Consider the following 25,219-nt stretch of genomic DNA (forward strand, 5'->3'; position numbering starts at 1 on the left):
TGGCCCGCCGCCCCTTCTATACACTACTACTATATCAAACAGCGAAAGGCGGAAATCACATGTTTATCCTCTTCCAATCAATTAAATCCCGCTACACAGCACCCGTTTGGCTCCGATTTTTCGGCGAAATGCTGACAAGCCTGACAGGGGCCATGATGGGGCCGTTTATGGTGCTGTATCTGCATGAGCAATTAAACGGAAGCGTGATGCTTCCCATGCTTATCATCAGTCTTCAGCCCTTCGCTGATATTTGCCTGACACTCATAGCGGGACGTGTGACAGATCAGCTCCTCGGACGGCGAACAGCGATCCTGACTGCCCTGCTTCTGCAAACAGCGGCAATGGCGGGTTTTGTTTTTGCTCATGATGCGTATTTTTTCGCTTTCCTTTATATCCTCAACGGCATCGGCAGATCCCTGTACATTCCTGCATCACGCGCACAGATCGCCGAAAGCACGCCGGAAAGCAGACGTTCGGAAGTTTTTGCCGTCATCAATGCCATCTACTCAGCAGGATTGACGGCAGGTCCGCTGCTTGGGCTGCTGCTGTACGCTCATGATCCCGTTTGGATATTTGCACTAGATGCCGCGGCGCTGTTCATTTATTTTCTTATCGCCGCCTTTAAATTACCAGAAACAAAGCCGCTAAAAGCAGATTATCCCGCAGCATTATCCGCGCGTTTCACAAGATATCGGCCTGTTTTGATCCTTTTGCTGCTTTCTCTCCCAATCAGCATGTTATATGCGCAAACAGAAACGACATACAGGCTGTTCAGCAAAAGTATGTTTCCTGATTACCTGTCCATGCTGGCAATCTACTCGGCGGCAAAAGCTTTATTAAGCTTTGTTCTTCAAGTCCCTTTAGTAAAATGGACAGAAAAGTTTCCGATGAAAGCGATTCTTCTCATCACCTATATCAGCTACTCACTTGCGGCCGCCGGCTTTGCATTCTCAACATCTTTGACGCTGCTTATGCTGACTGCTGCCATGATGACGGTTGGAGAAAGCATCGGACTCACTCATATCCAAACCTTTATTTCCCGGCTGGCGCCGCCGCATATGCTCGGCCGTTTCTATGCGATATACGGCTTGCATTGGGATATTTCACGGTCAATCGGACCGCTGGCCGGCGGACTGATCCTGACTTCGTTTGGCGGGGAAATCATGTTTTACAGTCTTTCCGCTTGTCTTCTCGCCGCCGGTTTCTTGCAGTCTCATATCATGGAGAGGATTGAATATAAGGTCATAAGAAAAATCAATGGCTGACAGAAAAAAATTCATAATTTCTTTATCAACAAAAATATACTATAGTAATCATACATTCACTACATGAACAATTGGAGCTGTAAGTTAATAGGAAGAAGGGTTTTATATTGAAGAAAGACAAAAATCTCCTCACAGATCTATGGTTTATCGCAATCAGTGCAGCCGGGGGGTTTATTCTTTCGTTAACCGGAATATCGATCGGATGGATGATCGGAACGCTGATTGTCGCCTGCTGTCTTGCTATGATACGGCCGGCTTGGCTGATGATGGCGCCAGACCAAAAAGGAATTAACCGCCGGTGGCTCGCTCTCGGGCAGATGATCCTCGGTATTGAATTGGGCCAAAAGCTGAACCTATCCGTTCTGTCTGTCCTCAAAGATCATTGGTTTTCGGTCGGCATCATGCTGATTTTATCGATACTTCTTGCCATGCTGTCAGGCTATGTGCTTTGGCGTTTCAGCAAAACGGATATGATGACCAGCTTTGTCGGCACGGCTCCCGGCGGACTGTCCGCCATGCCGAGTATTGCTCAGGAGGTCGGTGCCAATACCGCTATTGTCAGTCTCGTTCAAATGATGCGGGTGCTGCTCGTGGTCCTGTCTATTCCGTTTTTGGTTATCCTGATTTACGCTAAACAAGATGGCCCTGCAAATGCCGCAACACAAACGGTATCCGCTGCCACGACAGAAATCGGGCTCGCTCCCGTACTGTGGACCGGCGTTCTCATTTTCGTTGCCTGGGGAGCTTGTAAAGCGGCAAAATATTTAAAATTTCCCGCTCCGTGGCTGCTCGGCAGTATGCTCGGTGTAGCGGCCGTGCACATAGGCGGCGCTTCAATAACAGGCCATGACATGCTTGCATGGTGGCCGTCACAGGCTAACCATCTTTCGCAGATATTTCTGGGGGCTACAATCGGTTCTAAGATGTACAAAAGCATGTTTGCCGGCGTTACACGTATCATGATCGTCGGTTTCATTTCATCAGTCGGCTTAATTGCCGCTATGCTTTTAAGCGCGGTGATCGTTTCCAAACTGACAGGGATTTCGCTGATCACCTCTGTTTTGGCATTTGCACCCGGCGGCATTGCAGAAATGGCGACGACGTCTGTTACATTGCATGCCGATTCCACCTTTGTCGTTGCGGTTCAGGTCATACGCGTCATCCTTGTCATCGCCCTCTTGCCGCCGTTTTATCGTCTGCTTCACCATCTTCACGGTGAAAAAAAAGGCAAAGAGAGTTCGATAAGCGGCAGCAATGCCTAGTTAAAAAAGGAATACTTAGGAAAAAAAGGCAGGAGTGACTCTATTCTGCAGAGTATGGAGACTTCAAAATGAGGCAGGAAAGTGAAATTTCCTGATTGAAAAAGAGGTTATATATGATAACCTCTTTTTTCTATACAAAGTGATAAAATGATAAGGAAGTGAAAATTTACAGTTACGTTGATTCTCTTATAATAAGATTTGTTGGCAGTTTAATAATTTTTCTGTTTAAAGAAGTGTTACCCGAAATATACTCGATTATTTTCAACACAGCCTGTTGACCTAATTCTATTATGGGAATATCAATTGTTGTTATGGTCGGAGTAACGACTTGGCAAATCGAATGGTTGTCAAAACCAATTACAGCTAAGTCTTCTGGAACTTTAAAGCCATTTTTTATCGCCTGTTTAATAATCCCTGCGGCGACTTGATCATTTCCTGTAAATATTGCTGAGGGTCTGTCCTTTAGATCCTTTATCTTATGAAAAACACGAAAGCCATCCTCGATATTAAACAATTCGCCGAATATCCATTCGTTTCTATGATGTAAATTGTAATCTTGTAAAGCTTTCAAGTAACCCTCTCTCCTCTGACATTGAGCTTCGCTATATGGAGTATCAAAACAAAATCCAATTTTTTTATGTCCTCTTTCAATTAAATGTGCTACCCCCATGTATGCGGCTTCAAATTCATCATACCCAATGATCGTTATGTCCGCTGAGTGATGATATTCATTACACAATAAGATAGGACCATACTTTAAGAAAGGGGATATCTTATCCCATTCATTTTCTAAAGTTCCAAGAATAATGCCATCAACTTCTTTATGTTTCAATAACTCTAATAATTCCAGCTCTGTCTGTTGGTCATAAAAGGTTTGAAATACAATGACCTTGTAATTCTTAAACAGCGCTTCATGAGAGACCCCTTTTATTAATTGAGCAAAAAATGGATGGTCGATACTCGGAACCGATAAAGCTATCGTTTGTGTCTTATTTCTCCTAAAATTCCGAGCTAAATAATTGGGAGTGTAGTCAAGATCGTTAATAGCCTCTAAGATCATATCTCTTTTTTCTTTTGATACATAAGGATGATTATTCAATACTCTTGATACTGTGGTTTTAGACACATTGCACAATTTTGCTATTTCATCAATTGTAGGCATATTTTCCCTTCCTCAAAAAAGTTATTGACATGTTATCGGTTTCAGAAATTAGGATAAATTTGTATCAAATTTTCCAGATTATAAAAATCATTGGAGGTACTGTTCATGCAAAAACAGGTTAGAGTTTCAGGTAAAAGTAAAGAAAACATGTTATTGCTAAAACACTTAAAAGGTGACATGCAAGGAAAAGAACTTGTTATTGAAGACAGTATTGTAAACGAGCGGTGGAAACAAGTATTAAAAGAAAACACAGATATTGAAAACGACCTTTTCAACTACCAAAAGAATCGTGAAATCAGTAAAGTCCCTTTTATGCCTGTAGACAGATTAATAACCAATGATGAAGTGGATGATATCTTAAATACTTTAACTAAAGTTTTGCCAACTGGAAAATTTACGAGTGGTTCCTATTTAGAGCAATTCGAAGATGTTTTATCTACATATTTACATAAAAGGTATGTAATTGCAACCAGCAGTGGAACGGATGCTATTATGATAGGATTATTGGCTTTAGGGTTAAACCGCGGGGATGAAGTGATCATGCCAGCTAATAGCTTTGCAGCTACTGAAAATGCTGTGTTAGCTTTGGGAGGCGTTCCTGTCTATGTAGATATTAACCCGCAAACATTCTGCATCGATCCTAACAAAATTGAGGAAGCAATAACTCCTTCTACAAAGTTTATTCTGCCAGTGCATTTATACGGAAAACATTCAGAAATGAAGCATATCCGTCAAATAGCAAATCGTTATCAATTGAAAGTAATTGAGGATGCTTGCCAAGGAATTGGACTGACAGACTTAGGAAAGGATGCAGACATCACTACATTAAGTTTTAATCCATATAAGAATTTTGGTGTATGTGGTAAGGCTGGAGCAATAGCAACTGATAATGAAGAACTCGCTAAAAAATGCATTGAATTTAGTTATCATGGTTTTGAAGTAAATGTAAAAAATAAAAAAGTCATCGATTTTGGACTTAACTCAAAAATGGACAATTTACAGGCAGCAATTGGTTTAGAGAGGATTAAGTATCTTTCATTAAATAACTTCAAAAGACTATTTTTGGCGGATAGATATATTACTCAATTAGCAGAATTACAGAATAAAGGTCTTATTGAATTACCAGAATTAAGTGAAGATCATGTGTGGCATCTGTTTCCTATTAAGGTAAGAACAGAAGATAGGACAGATATCATGACGAAATTAAATGAAGATTTTGGTGTTCAAACAGATGTATATTATCCAATCCTGTCTCATATGCAAAAAACTCCTTTAGTACAGGACAAGTATACAAAACTCCAATTGGTCCATACGGAAAAAGCTCATAGCCAGGTACTGCATTTGCCATTATATCCGTCATTTACTTTAGAAGAACAAGACAGAGTAGTGGAGGGTCTGTTTCATGTTATTAAGCAAGAAGTCAGAGTATAAAACGTTATCCAAGGTTGACCATCCTAAGTATATTGTTTTTTGTGATTTTGATGAAACGTATTTTCCGCATACAATCGATGAACAAAAACAACGAGACATATATGAACTCGAAGATTATCTAGAACAAAAAAGTAAAGATGGGGAACTACTCATCGGATGGGTTACCGGGAGCAGTATAGAATCTATTCTGGATAAAATGGGACGAGGAAAATTTAGATATTTCCCGCATTTTATAGCTAGTGATCTTGGAACTGAAATTACGTACTTTTCAGAGCATAATTTCGGACAGCAAGATAATGAGTGGAACAGTCGTATAAATGAAGAGTTTAGTAAAGAAAAGATTGAAATACTTGTGAAACAGTTACATGAAAATCATAACATTCTTTTGAATCCCCAAACTCAATTAGGAACGTCACGGTATAAGCATAATTTTTATTATCAGGAACAAGATGAAATAAACGACAAGAAAAATTTATTAGCAATCGAAAAGATCTGCGAGGAATACGGAGTTTCAGTTAATATAAATCGTTGCAATCCCTTAGCAGGTGATCCAGAAGACAGCTATGATGTAGATTTTATACCCATGGGAACAGGAAAGAATGAAATTGTAAAGTTTATGTTAGAGAAATACAACCTAAATACTGAAAAAGCTATCGCATTTGGAGATAGCGGAAATGATGTTCGTATGTTACAGGCAGTAGGAAATGGATATCTACTTAAAAATGCAACACAAGAAGCCAAAAATCTGCATCAATTGATAACCGATAGTGAGTACTCAAAAGGAATTACCAATACCTTAAAAAAATTAATTGGATCATGAGGAGGAAATAGAGTATGAAGAAGATTGGTATCATAGGTGCAGGCGGTATTGCAAGAGCGCACGCAACTGCTTTATCTACAATTAAAAATGCAGAGTTAGTAGGGGTGTATGACATAAATCAACAAAATGCGGAAAGCTTTGTTAAAACTTTCGGTGGGAAGACATATGAAAATGTAGATGAACTAATTGATGTCTCAGAAGGTTTAATTGTAGCATCTCCAAACTTTTGCCATAAAGAACATGCTTTGCAAGCATTAGCAAAACATAAGCATGTATTGTGTGAAAAGCCTATGGCTATTTCTCTTGAAGAAGCAAGCATTATGAAAGATACTGCTGAAAGGTTAGACGTAAGAGCTAGTATGGGATTTAATTATAGATATTTGTCTTACGTAAATATCTTAAAAAGCTTAATTATCAATAATGAACTAGGTAACATACTGTCCATAAAAGTACACTTCAAGAAAAATAGTGCACTTAGACGTAAGAAGTTTACTTGGAGAGATGACGCTAATAGTAAGAAGACCAGCGGGTCATTGGGGGATCTGGGTATTCACCTTATCGACATGGTATGGTATTTGTTCGAGAGTGATTTCATCACAGAATCAGTAAGGGCAAAGATGAACACAAATGTAAAAACAAAAGAGGATAAACAGGTACTTGTAGATGACTATGCAGAAATTTATGGTCAACTGAAGAACAAGGTATTTGTAAATATCATCACATCAAAATGTTCTGTACCTGAAGACTGCGGTTTTAGCATTGAGGTAGTTGGACACAAAAAAGAGTTTAAATACCACACAGGCAATCCTCACGTTTACAAGCTCATAGATGGCTTGAACGTGGTAGACTGCCCAGTGCCGCAAAGTCTCTTAAACGATCCGCCAAACGAATTTTATGGTTGGGCTGATTCTTTTAGAAGCGAGTTAATCAATTGGATTTCATCAACTCAGAAAGATTGGGTTGAGATCCCTTCTTTTAACGATGGTTTTAGATCTCAGGAAGTATTAGAAATGTTCTTTGAGAAAGATAGCAACTCTCAAACAATGTCTGTTTTAGCAGTCAACTAGTATTTCGAAGAGATAAGTTACTGAAAAAGCAGGAATTTATTTTCCTGCTTTTTCATATAGGGGTGTAATGAATGTTAAGAGGGACATATTTATTTGGATATGCTTTCTTTTTCACAGTGGGTATTATCCATATATCAACAGGAAGTTTGACACCATTTCTTTTAGAGTCTTTTAACAAGACAACAGATGATATTTCGATCATCATTTTCTTTCAGTTTACCGGATTCCTAAGCGGAGTATTAATCGCACCGTTAATGATTAAGAAATACAGTCACTTTAGGACACTTACTTTAGCTTTGACAATTATGCTTGTAGCGTTAAGTATCTTTTTTCTCACTAAGGATTGGTATTATATTGTTGTAATGGCTTTTCTCTTAGGATATGGAGCAGGTACATTAGAAACGACAGTTGGTTCCTTTGTTATTGCTAATTTCGAAAGTAATGCAGAAAAAATGAGTAAGCTGGAAGTCCTCTTTGGATTAGGCGCTTTAACTTTCCCATTATTAATTAATTCCTTCATCAATATCAATAACTGGTTTTTACCGTATTACTGCATATTCACCTTTTTGTTCGTCCTATTAGCAGGGTGGTTAATTTTCATATCCAAGAACCGAAAGTACGCTAAGAATGCTAACCAGCAAGTGGCCTTGCCAAATGTAGGAGCATTTCAATACTTTATAGGAGATAGAAAAAAATCAAAGCAATTAGGCTTTTTTGTATTTTTTGCTTTTCTGTATGCTGGTATCGAAACAAATTTCGCCAACTTTTTACCTTCAATTATGATAAACCAAGACAATGAACAAATCAGTCTTATCAGTGTCTCCTTTTTCTGGGTAGGGATCATCATAGGAAGAATACTGATTGGTTTCGTAAGCAGAAGGCTTGATTTTTCTAAGTACCTCCTATTTAGTTGCAGTTGTTTAATTGTTTTGTTGATCGCCTTCTCTTATATAAATAACCCAATACTTCAATTGGGTGGCACATTTTTGATTGGTCTAAGTATAGCGGGCATATTTCCCATTGCTTTAACACTAGCATCAATCATTATTCAAAAGTACGTTGACGAAGTTACAAGTTTATTTATTGCTTCGGCAAGTTTCGGTGGAGCGATAATCTCTTTCTTAATTGGATGGAGTTTAAATCATGATACGATCTTATTAACCATGGGAATATTTACAACGATGGCGGTAATTCTAGTAGGTATTTCTGTAAAGATTAGGAGAACTAAAACAGAAGACCCTATTTCACTTGAAAGCAAAGCTTCAAAAACACAGTAAAAAAATTAAAGATACTAATAGGCGTATCGTAAGTAAGAAGAGGACTTAATGTCCTCTTTTTTATCAGGAGAAAACAGTGTTTTAGCAAGGGAGATAGTAGATGATAGAAGTGATTATGATTCTGTACCTGTCCGAGATACGTTCAGGTAACAAGCAAAGGTATTTACAGAATTGTTTTATGATACATCCATAAATCAAGGTATACTAGACTGTTGCTCCCCATCAAAAATAATTCCTAAATTTCCTCAGCATATTCTGAGGAAGCATCAAAAGCCAAAGATCGAATTTTGAGATTAACCGAAGATGCATGTAAACTAAAGGAGAAATCATAAAATTAATAGGGGCGTTATGATGAAAAAGATTTTTAAAGGGAGTTTGCTGCGCGACAACCCCGAGAAAGCAATGCACTTATATTATGGAATATGTTTAGGAATCTGGCTGATTTATAATTTGGTGACATCCAGCTCCCCTGGACTGCCGCTTATCATTTTAGCCGGAGGAAATCTGATTTACCTTACAATCTTGAAAAAGAAAGAAGAAACGTAAAAAACACCCACCTCAGTGCGTGTTTTTTATTTAAAAACGTTGTGAAACCCCTCTTCCATTTCTTCTGAGGACGGATACCATTTCGTCGCCAGATCCCGGAACAGCCTTTCCGCAAACAGAATCTCTTCCTCTGTATATCGGTCAAAAAAGGAAAGAAAACGCTGCTCAACCTTTTGATGATAGTATAGATGCAAGCTGTGCAGCTTCTTCCCTGCCGGCGTCAAACGGAAGTAGACCTCCTTCTTATTATCGCTGAGCTGTGTTCTGTGAAGAAAGCCGGCGCCAAGCAATTTTGTGCTGATGCGTGACACCGTCGCTTTCGTCGTATTCATTTTGTCGGCAATCGAAGTGACATTGATCGGCTCATGCTCCCCCACACAGGAAAGAACATGAATTTCTGTCATCGTTAATTGAGATTTTTGTCCGTGCTCCTGATCCAGCTTCTTCATTTCATCAGCCAAAAAGACTTTTATGAGCCCCTCCCATTTCTCCTGCTGATGAATGAGTTCCGTATATAATTCAAAAAGTGATCGCTTAGTATGTTCTGTATCCATACGGCTCTTCCATCCTTTATTAATCAATTGTTTCTTATATCATAACGTTTTGTTACAGATGAAACAATCGATTTGTGTTACACACGGCTGGCAATCGGCAGCCAGCGCCTGATACCTGTTTGAATCACTTCTGCCGCATCTGGCCCTGCGGCATCGACTGCCCAGGCGGCATAGCCATCAGGCCGAACCAATACAGTATGCACGTCTCTCCACTCTTCACGCGGTTCTGCAAGAGAAGCACGCACTGTGTGTAAGCCTTTAAATGGGATATGGTCATTATCAGTTCCTTGTTTCAGTGACAGCAAAACGTATGCCCCGTTATGCAGGCAGTTATAGAGGCGTTCCATACTGCCATCAGGAAGCCGCAGTTCCACATCCGGAAGTCTTTTGCCGTTCAACTGATGCGGCGGCATGTTTTGGTCAGCTTCATACCCGACATCGATTGCAGAAATTTGGCCCGCTATAAAGCGATTCACATCGGGAAAAGCAAGCATATCGGACACCATGCTTCGCAAATGGAGACCGGCCTTCGTGAAATCCATCAGCCGCGTCTGCGCCTCTGTGTTCCGAAGAAGATCTTCCGCCACCGGATGCCGCTCTGCGTGATAGCTGTCCAAAAGCCATGAAGGTGCAGAGCCGCCGACAGCCGCCGCAAGCTTCCATCCAAGGTTCATGGCATCCTGAAGACCGACATTCAGCCCTTGGCCGCCAGCAGGAAAATGAATATGTGCTGCATCGCCCGCAAGAAAGAGTCTGCCGCTCCGATACTCCTTCGTTTGACGGGAGGCATTCCCGAATCGGGACATCCACGTAGGCTCGTTTAAGCCAAAATCAGTTCCGCATATCCGGATGAGATCTGTTTTCAGCTCCTCTTCTGTGACAGGAGCATCTTTCGGCGTCTGCGTGCGGTAAGGGCTGATCAACACAACGCGGTACCGGTCAGGAGAAAGCGGAACAATCATGACTCCTCCCTCTGTCGTACAAAGCGACAAAACTCCTGATGGCGGCGGAGAAAGAAGCTTCACATCACCAAGAGCTGCGGTGACGGTGCTGTCTGTTCCAGGAAACGCAATTCCCGCCTGTTTCCGAACGACGCTCCCTGCTCCGTCAGCGCCAACGGCAAACAGGCTGCTCAACGTCCGCACAATGCCTTCCCGATCCTTGAAAACGGTTTGCACTGCCTCTTCGTTTTGCGTTACCGTTAGCACCTCTGCCCCCCGTAACACCTCTGCCCCCAGGCTTCGCGCACGTTCCTCAAGCAGCTGTTCAGTCTCGGTCTGCGGAAGCAATAGCGTATAAGGACAGCTCGTATCCAGACTGGAAAAATCAAGACGGGTATCGAGCATTGAAAAATGGCCGGAAGATATCTTTTTCCCACGAGACGCAAAACGCTCAAGCAGCCCTCTCATTTCAAAAAGCTCAAGCGTGCGGGGGTGCAGCGTCAACGCCTTCGAATACGGCACTGGCTGTTCAAGCCGCTCAAGCACGCATGTTTTTACCCCTGCCAATGCCAGCTCAGAAGCCAGCATCAATCCAACCGGTCCGCCTCCGATAATAACTGTTTCGTAATCCATCATGAGATCACTCCTTTTGTTTTATCTGCAACTAAACAAAAAGCCTAAGAAAAAAGAAATAAGTGTTAATAAATATTTCATTTTGTTACACAAGTAACAAAAATAATTATATCGGGTGACAAATGATCTCGCAACATATTTTTCCAAACAGCACAAAAAAGACGCCTTTCAAATGGCGCCTTTTTCTCAGTGTACAGTTCCTAATCCGAAATGACTCCGACAATGTCTTTTTCCCTGATCGGACCGAAATGCCGGCTGTCAAAGCTATATATGCGATTATCTCCGATTACAAAATATTGTCCCTTCGATAACGTCTTTTTCCCTGTCGTTTCTTTCAGTGAAAAATCTCCCGTTACATGGCTTCCGGCAGATACAGATTTCAATGGTTTCAAAAATGGTTCAGCCACCTGTTTTCCGTTCACATACAGCTGATCGTCATTATATTTGATCGATTCACCGGGCAATCCAATGACTCGCTTTATCAGCACTTTTTGATCAGGGCCTTTAAACAAAACAATATCAAAACGATGGATGGTTTTGAATCGATGTGAAAATTTATTGACCAACAGTTCGTTCCCTTCCTGAAAAGTCGGGTTCATGCTGATGCCTTCTACTTTGTAATCAATAAAGACGGCATTTTTGACTTGAATGGCGAGAACTACGGACACGACACCGGCAAGAAACCAAAACCGTTTTTTCATGTTACTGTCTCCCTCCATCATGCTCACGCTGGCTGGCTCTCACATGCAGATGCCGTTCCACCCTTTTGCCGACATACCATAAGACAGCAATCACCAGAACGGCAATAACCGTGCGAATCGGCTGTGTGATCAGCGCGTGAAGATCATATCCGATGAAGCTGATCATAAAAATCATGACGAGCTTTCCCGAAGCTGCCGCCAAAACAAACGGCCGCGTCCCGATCCTTGACAAACCGGCGACCACATTCACCGCGGCAGACGGTGTAAATGGAAAACAAAGCAGAAGAAACATCGGGCCAAAACCGTGTCTTTCCACCCATAACATAAGCTTTCTGACAGACGGATGCCTGCGGATGAATCCAAGAGCCCTTCTTTGTCCATAATGACGGACAATGAAAAACACGAGAATGGACCCCGCTGTTGATCCGGCCCATGACAGGATGAAGCCTTCCCACAATCCAAACGAATTTGTATTCGCCACTACAAAAACGATAAGCGGCAAAAACGGAAGAAATGCTTCAACTAAAGGCAGCAGCACAGCAATAAGCGGACCGAAAGCCCTATAGCTTTGAAATAATTCAGTTAAACGATCCTCTGTCAAATAGGATAAAAATTGCTCCAACGTTTATACTCCTCACCGGGTTTGTCTATCCTTATTCTACACATTCTCGGCGAAAAACTAAAAAGTTTTGGTGATTTTTTCTGTCTTGAAACATTTCACCAGCCGATATAGAATATAACAAGAACAAACGTTCTCTTAAGAAAGAAGGAGTTACCATGCCGCATTTGCAGCCGGAAGGATATGAATTGATAGAGCGGGCTCTCTTTTTGCCTATGGTCATTACCATTTTAAACCGCGATCTCGGCGGAATTGAGAAAAGCTCATTAAAATTGAAACACCCTTATATACAACTTATCAACGAATCATTAAAAATAGCACAAAAGGATCTGATTGAGGTCAGAAAAGAGCTGAGGAAAAGAAAAATTGCCATCCACGAGGCTGAGCGCGATGAAGCCTTTACGCTTTATTTATTTGTCATCGATGGCTACGAAGAAAAACACCGCTATTTTAACCCGCGAATCCGGGAGCAAGTAAGCAGTTTGTTAACATACTATTTATTTGCGCCGGACTCGCCATGAGTCTTTCGAATCATTCTGTATTCCCCTCCTTGCGCCCGTCCCCCCTTCTAGCTCCTCAAGAATAAATTTCTGACAATTCGCACTATACAAACAAAATAAATTTATTTATAATTCGTACCACAGCCTTTCACTCCCCAAAAAATGACATGTGCCGCCAAATTAGCGACATGATTTGCAGCCTGCACATGACACGCACCGCCCAACTTTTGATCAAAGGAGGATTTTATGAAACTGATTCACATTCTTGCCGCTTTGCCCTTCATCGGACTTTTGCTTGGCATCCCTTTTGCAAACAAAGTGACACCCTATCTGTTTGGCATGCCATTCATTCTCGCCTATGTCGTCATGTGGGCTTTGCTGACCTCTGTCCTGATGGCGATCGTGTATGTCCTCGACAAAGAAAATAAAAGGGAGGAAGCAGAATGAACGCAGCTCTCATCATCATTTTCGGTGTTCTGCTATTCAGCATGTTTCTCGGCGTACGCGCCCAAAAAGGAAAAGACATGGACCTTGAGCAGTGGACGGTTGGAGGCCGCGGCTTCGGTACTGTCTTTGTTTTCCTATTGATGGCAGGAGAGATTTATACGACGTTTACGTTTCTCGGCGGAAGCGGCTGGGCTTACGGAAAAGGCGGGCCGGCTTTTTACATCATCGCCTACGGCTGCCTGGCCTATATTCTTTCTTATTGGCTCCTGCCGGCGGTATGGTCCTATGCGAAACAGCATAAGCTGATGTCGCAGTCCGATTTTTTCATCAAAAAGTACAACAGCCCGCTGCTTGGCGTGCTCGTCTCACTTGTCGGCATCGCCGCGCTTATTCCTTATCTTGTGCTGCAGCTGAAAGGGCTTGGATTGATTGTATCGGAAACGTCTTACGGAAAAATTTCTCCTACTGCTGCCATTTGGATCGGCGTCATTTCAATCACAGTTTACGTTATGGTATCCGGCATCCACGGGTCCGCCTGGATATCCGTTGTCAAAGACATCATGATTTTGGCCGTCGTTTTATTCTTAGGCATATATCTGCCGATTCATTACTACGGCGGATTTCAAGACATGTTTCAGCAGATTGAAAACGCAAATCCCGGTTTTATTACCCTGCCCGAAACAGGGCAAAGTGCTGCATGGTTCAGTTCAACCGTGCTGCTGACGGCGCTGGGCTTTTATATGTGGCCCCATACGTTTTCCGCTTCCTATTCAGCAGAAAACCCAAAAGTCTTTCGAAAAAACGCCATTATTATGCCTTTATACCAGCTGGTCCTTCTATTCGTCCTTTTCGTCGGCTTTGCGGCTATCCTGCAAGTTCCCGGTCTGAAAGGCGCAGACGCGGATTTATCACTTTTGAGACTGTCTCTTCAAACCTTTGATCCTTGGTTTGTCGGAATCATCGGTGCAGCCGGACTGCTGACAGCGCTTGTGCCGGGTTCCATGATTTTAATGTCGGCCTCCACTTTGTTTGCAAAAAATGTTTATCAAGTGTTTGCTCCCCGCACGACGGAACAGCAGGTGTCATTATTAGCTAAATGTTTAGTGCCTGTGATTGCGCTGATTGCTGTGTACTTTACATTCAAAGGCGGGAACACAATCGTTACGCTTCTCCTTATGGGATACAGCCTCGTCACACAGCTATTTCCGGCCCTGCTGTTCAGCCTGTTCAAGCATAAGATCGTGACCAAACAAGGAGCCTTTGCCGGCATTATAACGGGAGTCGGAGCGGTTTCTTATATTACGGTTACGGAAACAACAATCGGCACTTTATTTCCGGCGCTGCCGCAAGCGGCGAAAGACTTAAACGTCGGCATTGTCGCTTTGCTGCTGAATGTTACGGTCATGATAGCGGTAAGTCTCGTGACAAGAAAAACGAAAAGCACAGCTGCTGATCAAGCCGCTTAAACAAGAAAAAAGCAATCTGGACAACAGATTGCTTTTTTGATTAGCGTTCGCAGGCGATAAAATCTTTATCACGGTCGCTCTTTTTATTGGCATCATAAAGCGCCTTAGATACGTAAGGCTTGTACTTCGTTTTTCCGCCTTTATTTTTCACCTTGGACGTACGGGCTACCCCGCCTTTGTACACTTTGTTTAATTCCTTGCAGTTCTTATACGTCTTTACCTTCGTTTTGGCTTCCGCCACATGGTCAGCTCCGTATGAAAAACCGAAAACGAGACCGAGTGACAGCAAAAGCGCCGCGGCTTTTTTCATGACAATATACTCCCCCATACCCAATATTTAGTTGTTTTATAGCGATTTTATCATAATTCAATTCGTCATATTTTACAAGATAAATATGGAAGGAGCGGCAGTTTTTTTTACTTTCTTTGTCTTGCAGAGATGCAAACTGCCAAAACATGTTTTTCTCACTTTGCTCAAGGGTACACATACGAATGTACACCACACAAAAAGGAGCGTTGATGATGTCTGATACAAAACGAAACAATCCTTTAACAGCATTTTTTCACGATGAATTTCCTGAACAATACCAAGAACCGCCCGGTCTGCAGCAAAAAATGAAGCCGGTTCCGGACTGCGGAGAAAAAAGCTATAAAGGAGCTGGCAAACTAAATGGCCGAAAAGCTCTTGTCACCGGCGGTGATTCCGGTATTGGCCGCGCTGCCGCCATCGCTTATGCGCGGGAAGGCGCCGATGTGGCAATTAACTACTTGCCCGCGGAACAGCCTGATGCAGAAGAAGTAAAAGAACTGATTGAAGCAGAAGGACGCAAGGCAGTCCTGATTCCAGGTGATCTGAGTGACGAATCGTTTTGTCACGATTTAGTCAAACAAGCGCATAACGAACTCGGCGGGCTGGATGTGTTAGCGCTCGTTGCCGGTAAACAGCAAGCAGTGCAAAACATCGAAGACCTTCCTACTGAACAAATCTATAAAACGTTTGAAGTAAACGTCTTCTCGCTATATTGGGTTGTTCAAGCGGCGCTTCCGTATTTACCGGAGGGCGCGTCTATTATTACCACAACTTCAGTTGAAGGCTACAACCCAAGCCCGATGCTGTTAGATTATGCGGCGACGAAAAACGCCATTATCGGCTTTACTGTTGCGCTCGGAAAACAGCTGGCGCCCAAAGGCATCAGAGTGAACTCTGTTGCGCCAGGACCAATCTGGACTCCGCTGCAAATTTCCGGCGGACAGCCAACTGAAAACATTCCGAAATTCGGCAAAGGGACGCCGCCGTCACCATTAAACCGCGCGGGACAGCCGGTGGAACTGGCAGATGTTTATGTATTCTTAGCTTCAGAGAATTCAAGCTATGTGACATCTCAAATATACGGCATCACCGGCGGAATTCCGACGGCCTAGCGTTAGAAGGGGCTCTCCTTATTTTACTGGAGTGCTCCTTTTTAATATCGATATCCAGACTCTACAATTTGAGGTTACATATTAATCACGTTTGGAAATTTGTAAATTTTGTTAACTTCTTGCTAACAAAAAGGATTTTCCAATTAATTGAAGTAATTTAACTATGTATTAAAAAAAGGAGGAATAACAATGAATAAAAAAATCCTTTCAGGAGCATTAGCTGTCGGACTACTAGTGACAGGAGGCACAAATGTTTTTGCAGCTGAAAACCACACACCAGCACAAAAAGCATCCTCAATTAAACCGATGAGTGCTGCTTATACAACCGTAACGGCTAGCAACAATCAGGTTACCTTATCAATCAATGGACTATCAAACCCGTTCACATCCAAATACTATAATATGGTAGCTTGGACAACTGATGGCGGCCAACCTGACAGCACGAAAAGCAATATCTTAGCAACTAAAAGAGCCGGAGATACAACGTCTATCACTTTATCCCTTGATGAAGTAAAAAGAAAATTGGGTACTGGAACAAGAATTTATGGATGGGCGCAAGCAGCAAATGGAACTTGGTACACCTGCGGAAGTGACTCAATTTCCCTTTAACAATTGATCATTTAATAAAGAGCTCAATACATTTTAACGTATTGAGCTCTTTTATTTCACCAACACTTTTTTATTTCTGAAATGCCTTAGCTAAATTTCCCTTAAAAAGTTTATGTTGCATCAACATTGCAAAGCACTCTCAAATTCACTTTTATCCTTCTAATACCGCTCCCCGAGCTCACGCAAAATAAAATCATAAATCATCTTCGTCCGCTCTTCCTTCGGATACAGCATAAATTCCTGCCGTTTCGGGACACGGTGTTCGATTCTGTCCTGAAATTTGGTTCTGAGCCATGCTGTCCGGTATACCTGATTCTCGAACGAATTGCAGGAGACCGGCAGTTCCATCGTTTTTCCGTTTGAAAACGTCACTTCCGTATCGTCGAATTCAGTCGGTTTGAATTCTTTTACATGCACATGGGAAATCCAGCCGCATTGGGGTCTAGTCGAAGAAAGTGTAGGGAATAAAAAGATTTGCTTCGAAGGGTCCACCATGATTGGCGGTTTGTGAGAAATTTTTGTCACTTCATAAGTTCCCGCTTTTCTTCCCGCGTAGCTTGATCCGAAAAATCGGCAGCTTCGGTCGACAATTTGCAGCGGCTTCATGCTGACGTAAAACATACAGTCTTTTTCAATGATTTTCGAACAAATTTTACCGTCGATTTCTTCTGGCAAAACGGCAATTGTTGCGCTGTTTACTTCATACGATTCTAATGGTGCGTCAGTTTTCTGACTCATGTTATGGCCTCCATCCTTTTTCTGCAAAATTTATACTAATAATCTATCATCTGTGTTTATAAAACGACAGGATTTTTTAACAAATGAACTAAAATCATCTTTTATTTATATTTTTTAGTTCTATTTTACTAGTAATAACCCGATTTTATTTTACTGCATGATCTCAGATCACAGCATTTCGCAGGATATGTCGATAGATTGCCAAGTATTAGTTGTCTAAAGATTATAAAAATTTATTGATTTTTTCGACCGTTATCCATATACTATAAAAAAGGCATTGGGGGGGATTCTTTATGAAAGAGAAAAAGTCGTACACTGAGCTCATGAAGTCCCGCAACACGCAAAAAACAAAAGAATTTGATGTAACAATGATGGATATTTACATTCAAATGGTGCTCGATGAATCCTTGTTTAAGCGTCGGTTGACCATGCTGACTGACCAAATCAACAAAGCCTTGGACGAAAAAGATAAAGATGCGTTTCTTACGCTCTCTAAAGAATATGCAGCGCTCAAACAGAGCGAATAAGCCAATCCTTAAGGATTGGCTTTTTTAATTACCCATTTACAATTGTTCCCCCGTTGACATGAATGGTCTGGCCGGTGACGTAAGTGGAATCATCGCTGGCAAGATATAAATAGCTCGGCGCCACTTCCACCGGCTGGCCCGGCCGTTCCATCGGCACATCCGAACCAAACACTTCCACATCTTTTGCAGCAAAGCTGGCCGGAATGAGCGGTGTCCAGATTGGCCCCGGCGCAACCGCATTGACACGAATGCCTTGCTGGACAAGCGATTGGGAAAGGGATCTTGTAAAAGTGACAATGGCTCCTTTCGTCGCTGAATAATCGATCAGTGTTTTATTGCCTTTGTACGCGGTGATCGATGCTGTATTGATAATACTGCTTCCTTTTTTCAAATGAGGCAGCACAGCCTTCGTTAAATAAAACATAGAGAAAATGTTCGTCTGGAAGGTTCTGATCAGCTGGTGGCTAGTGATTTTTTCAATGCTCGGCTGCACATGCTGCTCAGCGGCATTATTAACCAAAATATCTATGGTTGGAAAAGCCTGGCTGGCCTGTCTTACCACTTCATTACAAAAGGCTTCATCTCCGACATCTCCTGCAATCAGCAGGCACTTCACCCCTTCTTTCTCTACATACTCCTTTGTTTCTTCGGCGTCCTGATGTTCATTAAAATACACAATGACCACATTCGCCCCTTCTTTTGCGAATAACACCGATACAGCGCGTCCGATCCCGCTGTCTCCGCCTGTAATAATGGCCGTTTTGCCCGCTAGTTTTTTTGCCTTCTTCGGCTTATCAAATACCGGACGGGGATCCATCAGATATTCGAATCCCGGCTGCTGGTCCTGATGCTGCGGCGGCAATGTTTTCTTTTTCTCATTCGCCAATGCAATCACTCCTTTTCAACCCTATTATGGTATGAACAAAGCCTGCTTCCTATGTATGAAAAGATAGAAAATGGAAAAATTAAGAATAAATGATATTGGAGGTACAATGGTTTGTCTAATCAACCTTTTTCAAAAGAAGCTCCCGAAACATATTGGAGAACATCGGCGGACTTGCCTTCTTTTCCGGCGCTGCAAGAAGATACGGAATGTGATGTCACCATTATTGGAGGAGGCATTACAGGAATCACGACGGCCTATGAGCTGTCCAAAAGAGGCTTCCGTGTCGTTCTGATTGAAGCGAATCAGGTTCTGAATGGCACAACGGCCCACACAACGGCAAAAATTACAGCGCAGCACGACATGATTTATGATGAATTTATCCGCAATTTCGGACTGAACCACGCAAGGCTATATTATGAAGCGAACCAGAATGCAATTGATTATATAAAAGGAATTGTTGATGAACTTCAGATCGATTGCGAATGGGCCGAACAAGACGCTTACCTTTACACAACAAGTGAAGATGCTGTACAAAAAATCCGCACTGAGCATGAGGCATACACAAAACTCGGGATTGAAAGGGATCTCTTAAAAGATCTTCCGCTTCCCGTCGGCTCTAAGCTGGCGCTCGTGATGAAGAATCAGGCCCAATTTCACCCGCTTCACTTTTTAACCGGGCTCCTTGATCAGATCGTGCAAAAGGGCGGACGGATTTATGAAGAGACTGTTGCGCTTGATATTAAAAAAGGAGAAATGCCTGAAGTTGTTACAAAAAGCCGGCACGCCATTAAAAGCCGATTTATCGTATGCTGCTCCCATTTCCCTTTTTATGACGGGGGCGGATTATATGCAGCAAGAATGTATTCTGACAGATCCTATGTCCTCGCCGTCAAGCCGAAGATCGACTATCCTGAGGGCATGTATTTAAGTATAGACCAGCCGTCAGTTGCGCTTCGCTACACCATTGTGAACGGAGAAAAGCTGATTCTCTTCAGCGGCGTAAGCCATAAAACAGGCCAAGGCAAAGACATGTCGACCCATTACGAAACGCTGAGACAATTGGCAGAAAGCACAATTGGAATCGAAAGCATTCCCTATTACTGGTCCACACAGGATCTCGTGACAATCGATAAAATCCCATTCATCGGGCCTATGTCTGAAAACGAAGACAATATTCTCGTTGCGACCGGCTTCAAAAAATGGGGCATGACATCAGCAGCTGTCGCAGCTCAGCTTTTGTCAGACCTTGTGGAGAAAAAAGACAATCCATATGAGAGCATTTTTACACCGTCTCGTTTCCATCTGAATCCCGGCTTGCAAAAGGTGATTTCTTACAATGCAGATGTGGCTAAGCATTTCATTAAAGGGAAGCTTGAAAAACCGGACGTCGAGTTTGAAGAGATCGCGCCAGGTGAAGGAAAAGCCGTCACCATTAACGGCAGACGCGCGGGGGCATTCAGAGATGAAACGGGCTGCCTGCATCTTGTTGATACAACATGCACCCATTTAGGCTGTGAAGTGGAATGGAACGATGGAGAGCACACATGGGATTGTCCGTGCCACGGATCACGCTTTAAACCAACTGGCGAGGTAGTCGAAGGACCGGCCATCAAACCACTAAAACAAATTGACCTTGATTAAACCGTTCATATAACTGAACGGTTTTTTTATAAATATTTTCTATCTGCCGTCTTCATTCGTGCTTCCCTTGACCGATAAAAAAGAAAAAGGCTTAAAAAGCCAAAAGATAAAATTATATTTTCCCAAGGGGGATCACTGTATTGTTATTTAAAAAAGATAGAAAAAAAGAAACGGCTTATTTTTCAGATTCAAACGACCAGCAAAAAAACCGCATTCAGCTCACAAACAAGTTCTCAGATGTGAAAAAACAGCTCAAAATGGTCAGACTGGGAGATCCAGAGCTGCACGTGCTGCAGGAGCTACAGCCCTTAATCCAACAAAACATTGTTTACATCGTTGACGCTTTCTATAAAAATCTTGATCATGAAAGCTCATTAATGGATATCATTAACGACCACAGCTCAGTTGACCGCTTAAAACAAACGTTAAAACGGCATATTCAAGAAATGTTTGCCGGTGTCATTGATGATGAATTTATTGAAAAACGAAATAAAATTGCTTCTATCCATTTACGAATCGGCCTTCTGCCAAAATGGTACATGGGGGCGTTTCAGGAATTGCTTCTATCAATGATTGACATTTATGAAAAATCAATTACAGATCACCAGGAACTGCTGAAAGCAATCAAAGCAACAACTAAAATCTTGAACTTAGAACAGCAGCTTGTCCTTGAAGCGTTTCAGAATGAGTACAACCAAACCCGCGATGAACAAGAAGAAAGGAAAAATCTTCTGCATCAGAGAATCCAAGAAACCTCCGGGTCGATCGCAAATCTGTTCTCAGAAACAAGCCGATCCGTTCAAGAGCTTGTTGACAAATCTGAAGGCATTTCCGAAGCATCCAAAGCCGGCACAGTGACATCCAGCACCGTTGAAGAAAAGTCGATCGGCGGGAAAAAAGAGCTTGAAATCCAGCAAAAACAGATGAACCAGATCGATACGAGCCTCGTCCAAATCGAAAAAGAAATGGTCAAGCTGGATGAAATCGCACAGCAAATTGAAAAAATCTTCGGCATCGTCACAGGCATCGCCGAACAAACGAATCTTCTGTCGCTAAACGCATCTATTGAATCAGCCCGTGCAGGCGAACACGGCAAAGGCTTTGCCGTTGTGGCAAATGAGGTGCGAAAGCTGTCTGAAGATACGAAAAAAACCGTTTCTACAGTGTCCGAGCTTGTGAACAACACCAATACACAAATCAACATCGTGTCGAAGCATATTAAAGACGTGAACGGACTTGTCAGCGAAAGCAAAGAAAAAATGACACAAATTAACCGTTTATTCGATGAAATCGTTCACAGCATGAAAGTCAGCAAAGAACAATCAGGAAAAATTGACGTCGATCTGCAGGCCTTTCTCGGAGGGCTCCAGGAGGTCAGCCGCGCCGTTTCTCATGTGGCTGCTTCTGTTGATTCGCTTGTCATTCTTACAGAAGAATAATCATCAAAAACCGGCCGACCGCAGGGCCGGTTTTTTTGCACTTATTTGTAAACCCTAATTAAAATTAAGTTGACATAAAAGCTGTCTGCATTTATTGTATAACCATATTTTATTCGTTAGCTGGAGGATTTTATATGAAATTACTAGACATGATGCACATTGCAATCTTTACTGCACTGATGGCAGTGCTTGGTTTTATCCCCCCTCTTTTCTTATCCTTTACACCTGTTCCTATTACACTGCAGACGCTCGGTGTCATGCTGGCCGGCAGCATTCTCAGACCCAAAGCCGCTTTTTTAAGCCAGCTTGTCTTTTTGCTGCTCGTCGCCTTTGGAGCCCCGCTATTGCCCGGCGGCCGCGGCGGGTTTGGCGTTTTTTTCGGACCGAGTGCGGGTTTTCTGATTGCTTATCCGTTCGCCTCGTGGCTGATCAGCCTAGCTGTTTACAGACTGCGTAAGGTGACAGTGTTCCGTCTCTTTTTCATTCATATTGTATTCGGCATCGCCTTTATTTACCTGCTTGGCATTCCTGTACAAGCTTTTATCATGCATATTGATCTGTTACAGGCCGGTTTTATAAGTCTTTCATTTGTGCCCGGCGATTTATTAAAAGCGGCAGCATCTGCGCTGCTTGCTATTAAGATCACCCAAGCCTTGTCTCTTTCTGATACGATGTATACAAAAGGAGGCTGACATTCTGTGACCATTACACATACATATCTATCCTTTGCCAATAAAAATCCAAGACGGATTGCGATCCAGACTGAATCTGAACATATTACATATCGGGATTGGAACCGGCTCGTCACCCAAACTGCCAATTGGCTGCGGGCGCAGCCAAACGTTCCAAAACGTGTAGCCATCCTGCTCCCAAACAGCCTTGCATTTTTACAGCTGTTTGCCGGAGCTGCCGCGGCCGGATGTACGGCGGTTCCTATTGATACACGCTGGAGTGCGGCTGAATGCGATGAGCGGCTGGCATTAAGCGGTGCTGATTTTGTGGTGGCTTCATCTCTTTTTAAAAACAAACTGACAGATTGTCTGACACCCGTAGTTTGGCTGGAAGACTGTATGGCGCATATCTCAGAGGCATCCGCTGCCCCGGCCCCAGCCGTTGATCCGGAGCTTCCCTTTTATATGGGCTTTACATCAGGCTCAACAGGCAAGCCGAAAGCATTTACGCGCTCTCATCGCTCTTGGGTTGAAAGCTTTCATTGTACAAAAACTGATTTTTTGATCTCTTCAAATGACAAAGTTCTGATTCCGGGAACATTAATGTCCTCTCACTTTTTATACGGTGCTGTCAGCACTCTGTATCTCGGGGGAACCGTTTGTTTGCTTAAAAAATTCATTCCCGCTCAAACGAAGGAGTGGCTAACACAAAAATCCATCAGCGTACTCTATACCGTACCGACAATGACAGATGCCCTCGCCAACATTCACGCTTTCCCTGACAGCTCCGTTACAATCATTTCTTCGGGAGCGGACTGGCCGGCAGCATCCAAGGAGAAGCTTGCATCCAAATGGCCTCATTTGAAGCTGTACGATTTTTACGGCACATCTGAGCTTAGCTTTGTTGCGTATCTCTCACCAGAAGACAGCAAACGAAAACCTCATTCAGCGGGCCGCCCTTTTCATAATGTCCGCATAGAGATCCGCAGCGCCGCCGGGGACCTCTGTCAGCCGGGGGAAATCGGGAAAATATTCGTCAAAAGCCCGATGAAGTTCTCAGGCTATGTAAACAGCCGCACACCAGATCAATCGGAATGGATGACAGTAGATGACATGGGCTATGTTGATGCAGAGGGATTTCTGTACATAGCAGGACGAGAAAACGGGATGATCGTATATGGCGGATTAAATATTTTCCCTGAAGAAATTGAGCGCGTGCTTCTCTCCTGCCCAGAGGTTGAAAAAGCAGCTGTGGCAGGCATTCCGGACGAGTATTGGGGAGAAATCGCCGCGGCCGTCATTTGCGGTAATACAGACGCCAAAAAGCTGAAAGCCTGGTGCAAGCAGAAACTGGCATCCTACAAAATCCCGAAAAAATGGGTATTTACAGACAGTATGCCGGAAACAAGCAGCGGCAAAATTGCCCGTTCGAACGTAAAAAAATGGCTGCGGGGTATGGTGAATTGAACGCGGTTATTGCAGATGCAAAACGAACGATTTTCGGAAAAGAAAACGGACTGCTGAAGCAGTTTTTGCCGGAGGATTTGGCCGCTCCTCTCATCAGCTGTCTCGGCCGAAAGTTAGAGGATCAAATTGACGAGGTGATTTTGGGAAACGCCACTGGCAGAGGCGGCAACCTCGCCCGGCTGTCAGCACTTCAAGCTGGACTTCCTTTATCTGTTCCCGGCATGACGATTGACAGACAATGCGGCTCCGGGCTTGAAGCAGTGCGTTCCGCATGCAATCTTATCAAAGCGGGTGCCGGAAACATTTATATCGCAGGCGGCGCAGAAAGCAGCAGCCGATCGCCTTTTTCAGAAAGAGCCCGCTTTTCGCCGGACACTGTTGGTGATCCCGATATGGGCATGGCGGCCGAATATACAGCAGCACGCTATGCCATCCCAAGAAACATGCAGGACGAATACACGCTTCTCAGCTATCAACGCAGCTGGAGTGCTCATACCGAAGGATTGTACCGTGAAGAGATTGTTCCTCTCGGGGAGTTGGAAACAGACGAAGCTTTTCTGAAAAGACGGCCGATGGAAGCGATCATTTCTCGTGCAAAGCCGGTGTTTGACACCAGCTCCGGAACGGTTACAGCCGCCAATAGCAGCGGCATATCAGATGGAGCGGCTGCACTCCTTGTCATGGAAGAGAAAAAAGCTGCATCCCTCGGCTATAAACCTGTGCTGCGCTTTATCGGAAGCGCCGTTAGCGGCATTCATCCCAACTATCCGTCCGCCGCGCCGGTTGAAGCGATCAAAAAGCTTTTAGCTGCAAACGCGTTGACAACTGACGATATCGGTTTATACGAAATCAACGAAGCCTTTGCCGTTAAAATATGTGTCTGCTCACAAGAACTTGGCATTCCCTATACGAAGATCAATGTGCGGGGCGGCGCGTTAGCTCTCGGCCATCCTTACGGCGCTTCCGGGGCGGCACTGGTCACCAGATTGTTTTATGAAGCGCAGAGACGGACAGGCTGTCAATATGCTGTCGCCGCCATCGGAAGCGGCGGCGGAATCGGCTTGGCTTTATTATTTGAGGTTTTGGCATAGGCTTTTTCATAGGATGCATGCCTCTGATTTAGTATAA

The 25,219-nt window shown here is 43.2% G+C and carries 26 protein-coding genes and 1 pseudogene; 19 read left to right on the top strand and 8 right to left on the bottom strand.

The features are described 5' to 3' along the window. The first annotated feature begins 59 nt into the window (after positions 1-59). Together CJU60_RS09770 and CJU60_RS09775 are read left to right on the top strand one after the other, a co-directional pair. A complete protein-coding gene (locus CJU60_RS09770; protein ID WP_095713677.1) occupies positions 60-1,265 on the top strand; it encodes an MDR family MFS transporter in 1,206 nt (401 codons plus the stop codon). Positions 1,266-1,372: 107 nt separating this feature from the next. Continuing rightward, positions 1,373-2,527, top strand: a complete 1,155-nt coding sequence (locus CJU60_RS09775; protein ID WP_024120833.1) for an AbrB family transcriptional regulator — start codon at positions 1,373-1,375, stop codon at positions 2,525-2,527. Positions 2,528-2,699: 172 nt separating this feature from the next. Here CJU60_RS09775 and ntdR read toward each other — a convergent pair whose 3' ends face one another. Beyond that, on the bottom strand, positions 2,700-3,689 hold the full coding sequence (gene ntdR, locus CJU60_RS09780; protein ID WP_095713678.1) for an NTD biosynthesis operon transcriptional regulator NtdR: 990 nt from the start codon (positions 3,687-3,689) through the stop codon (positions 2,700-2,702). A gap of 105 nt (positions 3,690-3,794) precedes the next feature. Here ntdR and ntdA point away from each other — a divergent pair, with 105 nt between their 5' ends. The 5 genes from ntdA to CJU60_RS09805 all read left to right on the top strand — a co-directional run bounded on the left by ntdA (position 3,795) and on the right by CJU60_RS09805 (position 8,830). Next, positions 3,795-5,120, top strand: coding sequence for a 3-dehydro-glucose-6-phosphate--glutamate transaminase (ntdA, locus tag CJU60_RS09785; protein WP_095713679.1), 1,326 nt, complete (start codon positions 3,795-3,797; stop codon positions 5,118-5,120). Next, entirely contained in the window at positions 5,092-5,940 is an 849-nt protein-coding gene (gene ntdB, locus CJU60_RS09790; RefSeq protein WP_024120830.1) for a kanosamine-6-phosphate phosphatase, read from the top strand. The genes ntdA and ntdB overlap by 29 nt, the downstream gene beginning before the upstream one ends. A 14-nt stretch (positions 5,941-5,954) precedes the next feature. Continuing rightward, positions 5,955-7,007: a glucose-6-phosphate 3-dehydrogenase NdtC gene (gene ntdC / locus CJU60_RS09795; protein WP_024120829.1), complete on the top strand. Its 1,053-nt coding sequence runs from the start codon at positions 5,955-5,957 to the stop codon at positions 7,005-7,007. A 71-nt stretch (positions 7,008-7,078) separates the two neighbouring features. Beyond that, complete coding sequence (gene glcP, locus CJU60_RS09800; RefSeq protein ID WP_095713680.1) at positions 7,079-8,284, top strand: glucose/mannose transporter GlcP; 1,206 nt, start codon at positions 7,079-7,081, stop codon at positions 8,282-8,284. A gap of 348 nt (positions 8,285-8,632) precedes the next feature. Then, positions 8,633-8,830, top strand: a complete 198-nt coding sequence (locus CJU60_RS09805; RefSeq protein ID WP_032731040.1) for a hypothetical protein — start codon at positions 8,633-8,635, stop codon at positions 8,828-8,830. A gap of 26 nt (positions 8,831-8,856) precedes the next feature. On the opposite strand, the gene CJU60_RS09810 is transcribed toward CJU60_RS09805, so the two are convergent. The 4 genes from CJU60_RS09810 to CJU60_RS09825 form a co-directional block, all read right to left on the bottom strand. Beyond that, positions 8,857-9,384 (bottom strand): MarR family transcriptional regulator, encoded by a 528-nt coding sequence (locus CJU60_RS09810; protein WP_095713681.1) that lies wholly within the window; start codon positions 9,382-9,384, stop codon positions 8,857-8,859. A gap of 77 nt (positions 9,385-9,461) precedes the next feature. Then, positions 9,462-10,961, bottom strand: a complete 1,500-nt coding sequence (locus CJU60_RS09815) for a monooxygenase (protein ID WP_095713682.1) — start codon at positions 10,959-10,961, stop codon at positions 9,462-9,464. Between the two features lie 197 nt (positions 10,962-11,158). Beyond that, positions 11,159-11,659 (bottom strand): signal peptidase I, encoded by a 501-nt coding sequence (gene lepB / locus CJU60_RS09820; protein ID WP_024120824.1) that lies wholly within the window; start codon positions 11,657-11,659, stop codon positions 11,159-11,161. Position 11,660: 1 nt separating this feature from the next. After that, positions 11,661-12,281: a TVP38/TMEM64 family protein gene (locus tag CJU60_RS09825; RefSeq protein WP_024120823.1), complete on the bottom strand. Its 621-nt coding sequence runs from the start codon at positions 12,279-12,281 to the stop codon at positions 11,661-11,663. A 155-nt stretch (positions 12,282-12,436) separates the two neighbouring features. Between CJU60_RS09825 and CJU60_RS09830 the strand changes: the two genes are divergently transcribed. From CJU60_RS09830 to CJU60_RS09840, 3 genes are all read left to right on the top strand, one after another. Then, positions 12,437-12,799, top strand: coding sequence for a YhjD family protein (locus CJU60_RS09830; protein ID WP_095713683.1), 363 nt, complete (start codon positions 12,437-12,439; stop codon positions 12,797-12,799). A gap of 225 nt (positions 12,800-13,024) precedes the next feature. Next, complete coding sequence (locus tag CJU60_RS09835; protein ID WP_010333642.1) at positions 13,025-13,225, top strand: DUF3311 domain-containing protein; 201 nt, start codon at positions 13,025-13,027, stop codon at positions 13,223-13,225. Continuing rightward, positions 13,222-14,691: a sodium:solute symporter family protein gene (locus CJU60_RS09840; RefSeq protein WP_024120821.1), complete on the top strand. Its 1,470-nt coding sequence runs from the start codon at positions 13,222-13,224 to the stop codon at positions 14,689-14,691. Before CJU60_RS09835 ends, CJU60_RS09840 begins: the two co-directional genes overlap by 4 nt. Before the next feature lie 40 nt (positions 14,692-14,731). Here CJU60_RS09840 and CJU60_RS09845 read toward each other — a convergent pair whose 3' ends face one another. Continuing rightward, complete coding sequence (locus CJU60_RS09845) at positions 14,732-15,001, bottom strand: excalibur calcium-binding domain-containing protein (RefSeq protein ID WP_010333640.1); 270 nt, start codon at positions 14,999-15,001, stop codon at positions 14,732-14,734. 212 nt (positions 15,002-15,213) lie between these two features. Between CJU60_RS09845 and CJU60_RS09850 the strand changes: the two genes are divergently transcribed. Together CJU60_RS09850 and CJU60_RS09855 are read left to right on the top strand one after the other, a co-directional pair. Next, entirely contained in the window at positions 15,214-16,113 is a 900-nt protein-coding gene (locus tag CJU60_RS09850) for an SDR family oxidoreductase (protein WP_095713684.1), read from the top strand. A gap of 189 nt (positions 16,114-16,302) precedes the next feature. Beyond that, positions 16,303-16,722, top strand: coding sequence for a hypothetical protein (locus tag CJU60_RS09855; RefSeq protein ID WP_095713685.1), 420 nt, complete (start codon positions 16,303-16,305; stop codon positions 16,720-16,722). Positions 16,723-16,881: 159 nt separating this feature from the next. On the opposite strand, the gene comK is transcribed toward CJU60_RS09855, so the two are convergent. After that, positions 16,882-17,460 (bottom strand): competence transcription factor ComK, encoded by a 579-nt coding sequence (gene comK, locus CJU60_RS09860; RefSeq protein ID WP_095713686.1) that lies wholly within the window; start codon positions 17,458-17,460, stop codon positions 16,882-16,884. Between the two features lie 293 nt (positions 17,461-17,753). On the opposite strand from comK, the gene CJU60_RS09865 reads away from it, so the two are divergent. Next, positions 17,754-17,987: an IDEAL domain-containing protein gene (locus CJU60_RS09865; protein WP_010333637.1), complete on the top strand. Its 234-nt coding sequence runs from the start codon at positions 17,754-17,756 to the stop codon at positions 17,985-17,987. 28 nt (positions 17,988-18,015) lie between these two features. Here CJU60_RS09865 and CJU60_RS09870 read toward each other — a convergent pair whose 3' ends face one another. Then, on the bottom strand, positions 18,016-18,873 hold the full coding sequence (locus tag CJU60_RS09870) for an SDR family oxidoreductase (RefSeq protein WP_059293097.1): 858 nt from the start codon (positions 18,871-18,873) through the stop codon (positions 18,016-18,018). Between the two features lie 111 nt (positions 18,874-18,984). On the opposite strand from CJU60_RS09870, the gene CJU60_RS09875 reads away from it, so the two are divergent. The 6 genes and pseudogenes from CJU60_RS09875 to CJU60_RS09895 all read left to right on the top strand — a co-directional run bounded on the left by CJU60_RS09875 (position 18,985) and on the right by CJU60_RS09895 (position 25,182). After that, positions 18,985-20,514, top strand: coding sequence for an FAD-dependent oxidoreductase (locus CJU60_RS09875; protein WP_095713687.1), 1,530 nt, complete (start codon positions 18,985-18,987; stop codon positions 20,512-20,514). 257 nt (positions 20,515-20,771) lie between these two features. Continuing rightward, positions 20,772-21,149, top strand: a pseudogene (locus CJU60_RS22175) (protoglobin domain-containing protein); the annotation flags it as partial. Positions 21,150-21,158: 9 nt separating this feature from the next. Beyond that, positions 21,159-21,953 (top strand): methyl-accepting chemotaxis protein, encoded by a 795-nt coding sequence (locus CJU60_RS22180; RefSeq protein WP_373271219.1) that lies wholly within the window; start codon positions 21,159-21,161, stop codon positions 21,951-21,953. Between the two features lie 134 nt (positions 21,954-22,087). Beyond that, positions 22,088-22,645, top strand: a complete 558-nt coding sequence (locus CJU60_RS09885) for a biotin transporter BioY (RefSeq protein WP_024120814.1) — start codon at positions 22,088-22,090, stop codon at positions 22,643-22,645. A gap of 6 nt (positions 22,646-22,651) precedes the next feature. Continuing rightward, complete coding sequence (locus tag CJU60_RS09890; protein ID WP_095713689.1) at positions 22,652-24,091, top strand: acyl-CoA synthetase; 1,440 nt, start codon at positions 22,652-22,654, stop codon at positions 24,089-24,091. Next, positions 24,088-25,182, top strand: a complete 1,095-nt coding sequence (locus CJU60_RS09895; protein WP_095713690.1) for an acetyl-CoA C-acyltransferase — start codon at positions 24,088-24,090, stop codon at positions 25,180-25,182. Before CJU60_RS09890 ends, CJU60_RS09895 begins: the two co-directional genes overlap by 4 nt. Positions 25,183-25,219 lie beyond the last annotated feature (37 nt).

Origin of the sequence: Bacillus sp. 7705b (assembly GCF_002289525.1) — a bacterium.
Lineage (GTDB): Bacteria > Bacillota > Bacilli > Bacillales > Bacillaceae > Bacillus > Bacillus halotolerans.

Excerpts from the sequence above, each read along its gene's own strand:
- CJU60_RS09830 (WP_095713683.1), top strand. The coding sequence starts at position 12,437 with ATGCCGCATTTGCAGCCGGAAGGATATGAATTGATAGAGCGGGCTCTC.
- comK (WP_095713686.1), bottom strand. The coding sequence starts at position 17,460 with ATGAGTCAGAAAACTGACGCACCATTAGAATCGTATGAAGTAAACAGC.
- CJU60_RS09885 (WP_024120814.1), top strand. The coding sequence starts at position 22,088 with ATGAAATTACTAGACATGATGCACATTGCAATCTTTACTGCACTGATG.
- CJU60_RS09855 (WP_095713685.1), top strand. The coding sequence starts at position 16,303 with ATGAATAAAAAAATCCTTTCAGGAGCATTAGCTGTCGGACTACTAGTG.
- CJU60_RS09845 (WP_010333640.1), bottom strand. The coding sequence starts at position 15,001 with ATGAAAAAAGCCGCGGCGCTTTTGCTGTCACTCGGTCTCGTTTTCGGT.
- glcP (WP_095713680.1), top strand. The coding sequence starts at position 7,079 with ATGTTAAGAGGGACATATTTATTTGGATATGCTTTCTTTTTCACAGTG.
- CJU60_RS09835 (WP_010333642.1), top strand. The coding sequence starts at position 13,025 with ATGAAACTGATTCACATTCTTGCCGCTTTGCCCTTCATCGGACTTTTG.
- CJU60_RS09770 (WP_095713677.1), top strand. The coding sequence starts at position 60 with ATGTTTATCCTCTTCCAATCAATTAAATCCCGCTACACAGCACCCGTT.
- CJU60_RS09840 (WP_024120821.1), top strand. The coding sequence starts at position 13,222 with ATGAACGCAGCTCTCATCATCATTTTCGGTGTTCTGCTATTCAGCATG.
- ntdA (WP_095713679.1), top strand. The coding sequence starts at position 3,795 with ATGCAAAAACAGGTTAGAGTTTCAGGTAAAAGTAAAGAAAACATGTTA.
- CJU60_RS09865 (WP_010333637.1), top strand. The coding sequence starts at position 17,754 with ATGAAAGAGAAAAAGTCGTACACTGAGCTCATGAAGTCCCGCAACACG.
- ntdB (WP_024120830.1), top strand. The coding sequence starts at position 5,092 with ATGTTATTAAGCAAGAAGTCAGAGTATAAAACGTTATCCAAGGTTGAC.
- lepB (WP_024120824.1), bottom strand. The coding sequence starts at position 11,659 with ATGAAAAAACGGTTTTGGTTTCTTGCCGGTGTCGTGTCCGTAGTTCTC.
- ntdC (WP_024120829.1), top strand. The coding sequence starts at position 5,955 with ATGAAGAAGATTGGTATCATAGGTGCAGGCGGTATTGCAAGAGCGCAC.
- CJU60_RS09815 (WP_095713682.1), bottom strand. The coding sequence starts at position 10,961 with ATGATGGATTACGAAACAGTTATTATCGGAGGCGGACCGGTTGGATTG.
- CJU60_RS09810 (WP_095713681.1), bottom strand. The coding sequence starts at position 9,384 with ATGGATACAGAACATACTAAGCGATCACTTTTTGAATTATATACGGAA.
- ntdR (WP_095713678.1), bottom strand. The coding sequence starts at position 3,689 with ATGCCTACAATTGATGAAATAGCAAAATTGTGCAATGTGTCTAAAACC.
- CJU60_RS09805 (WP_032731040.1), top strand. The coding sequence starts at position 8,633 with ATGATGAAAAAGATTTTTAAAGGGAGTTTGCTGCGCGACAACCCCGAG.
- CJU60_RS09850 (WP_095713684.1), top strand. The coding sequence starts at position 15,214 with ATGTCTGATACAAAACGAAACAATCCTTTAACAGCATTTTTTCACGAT.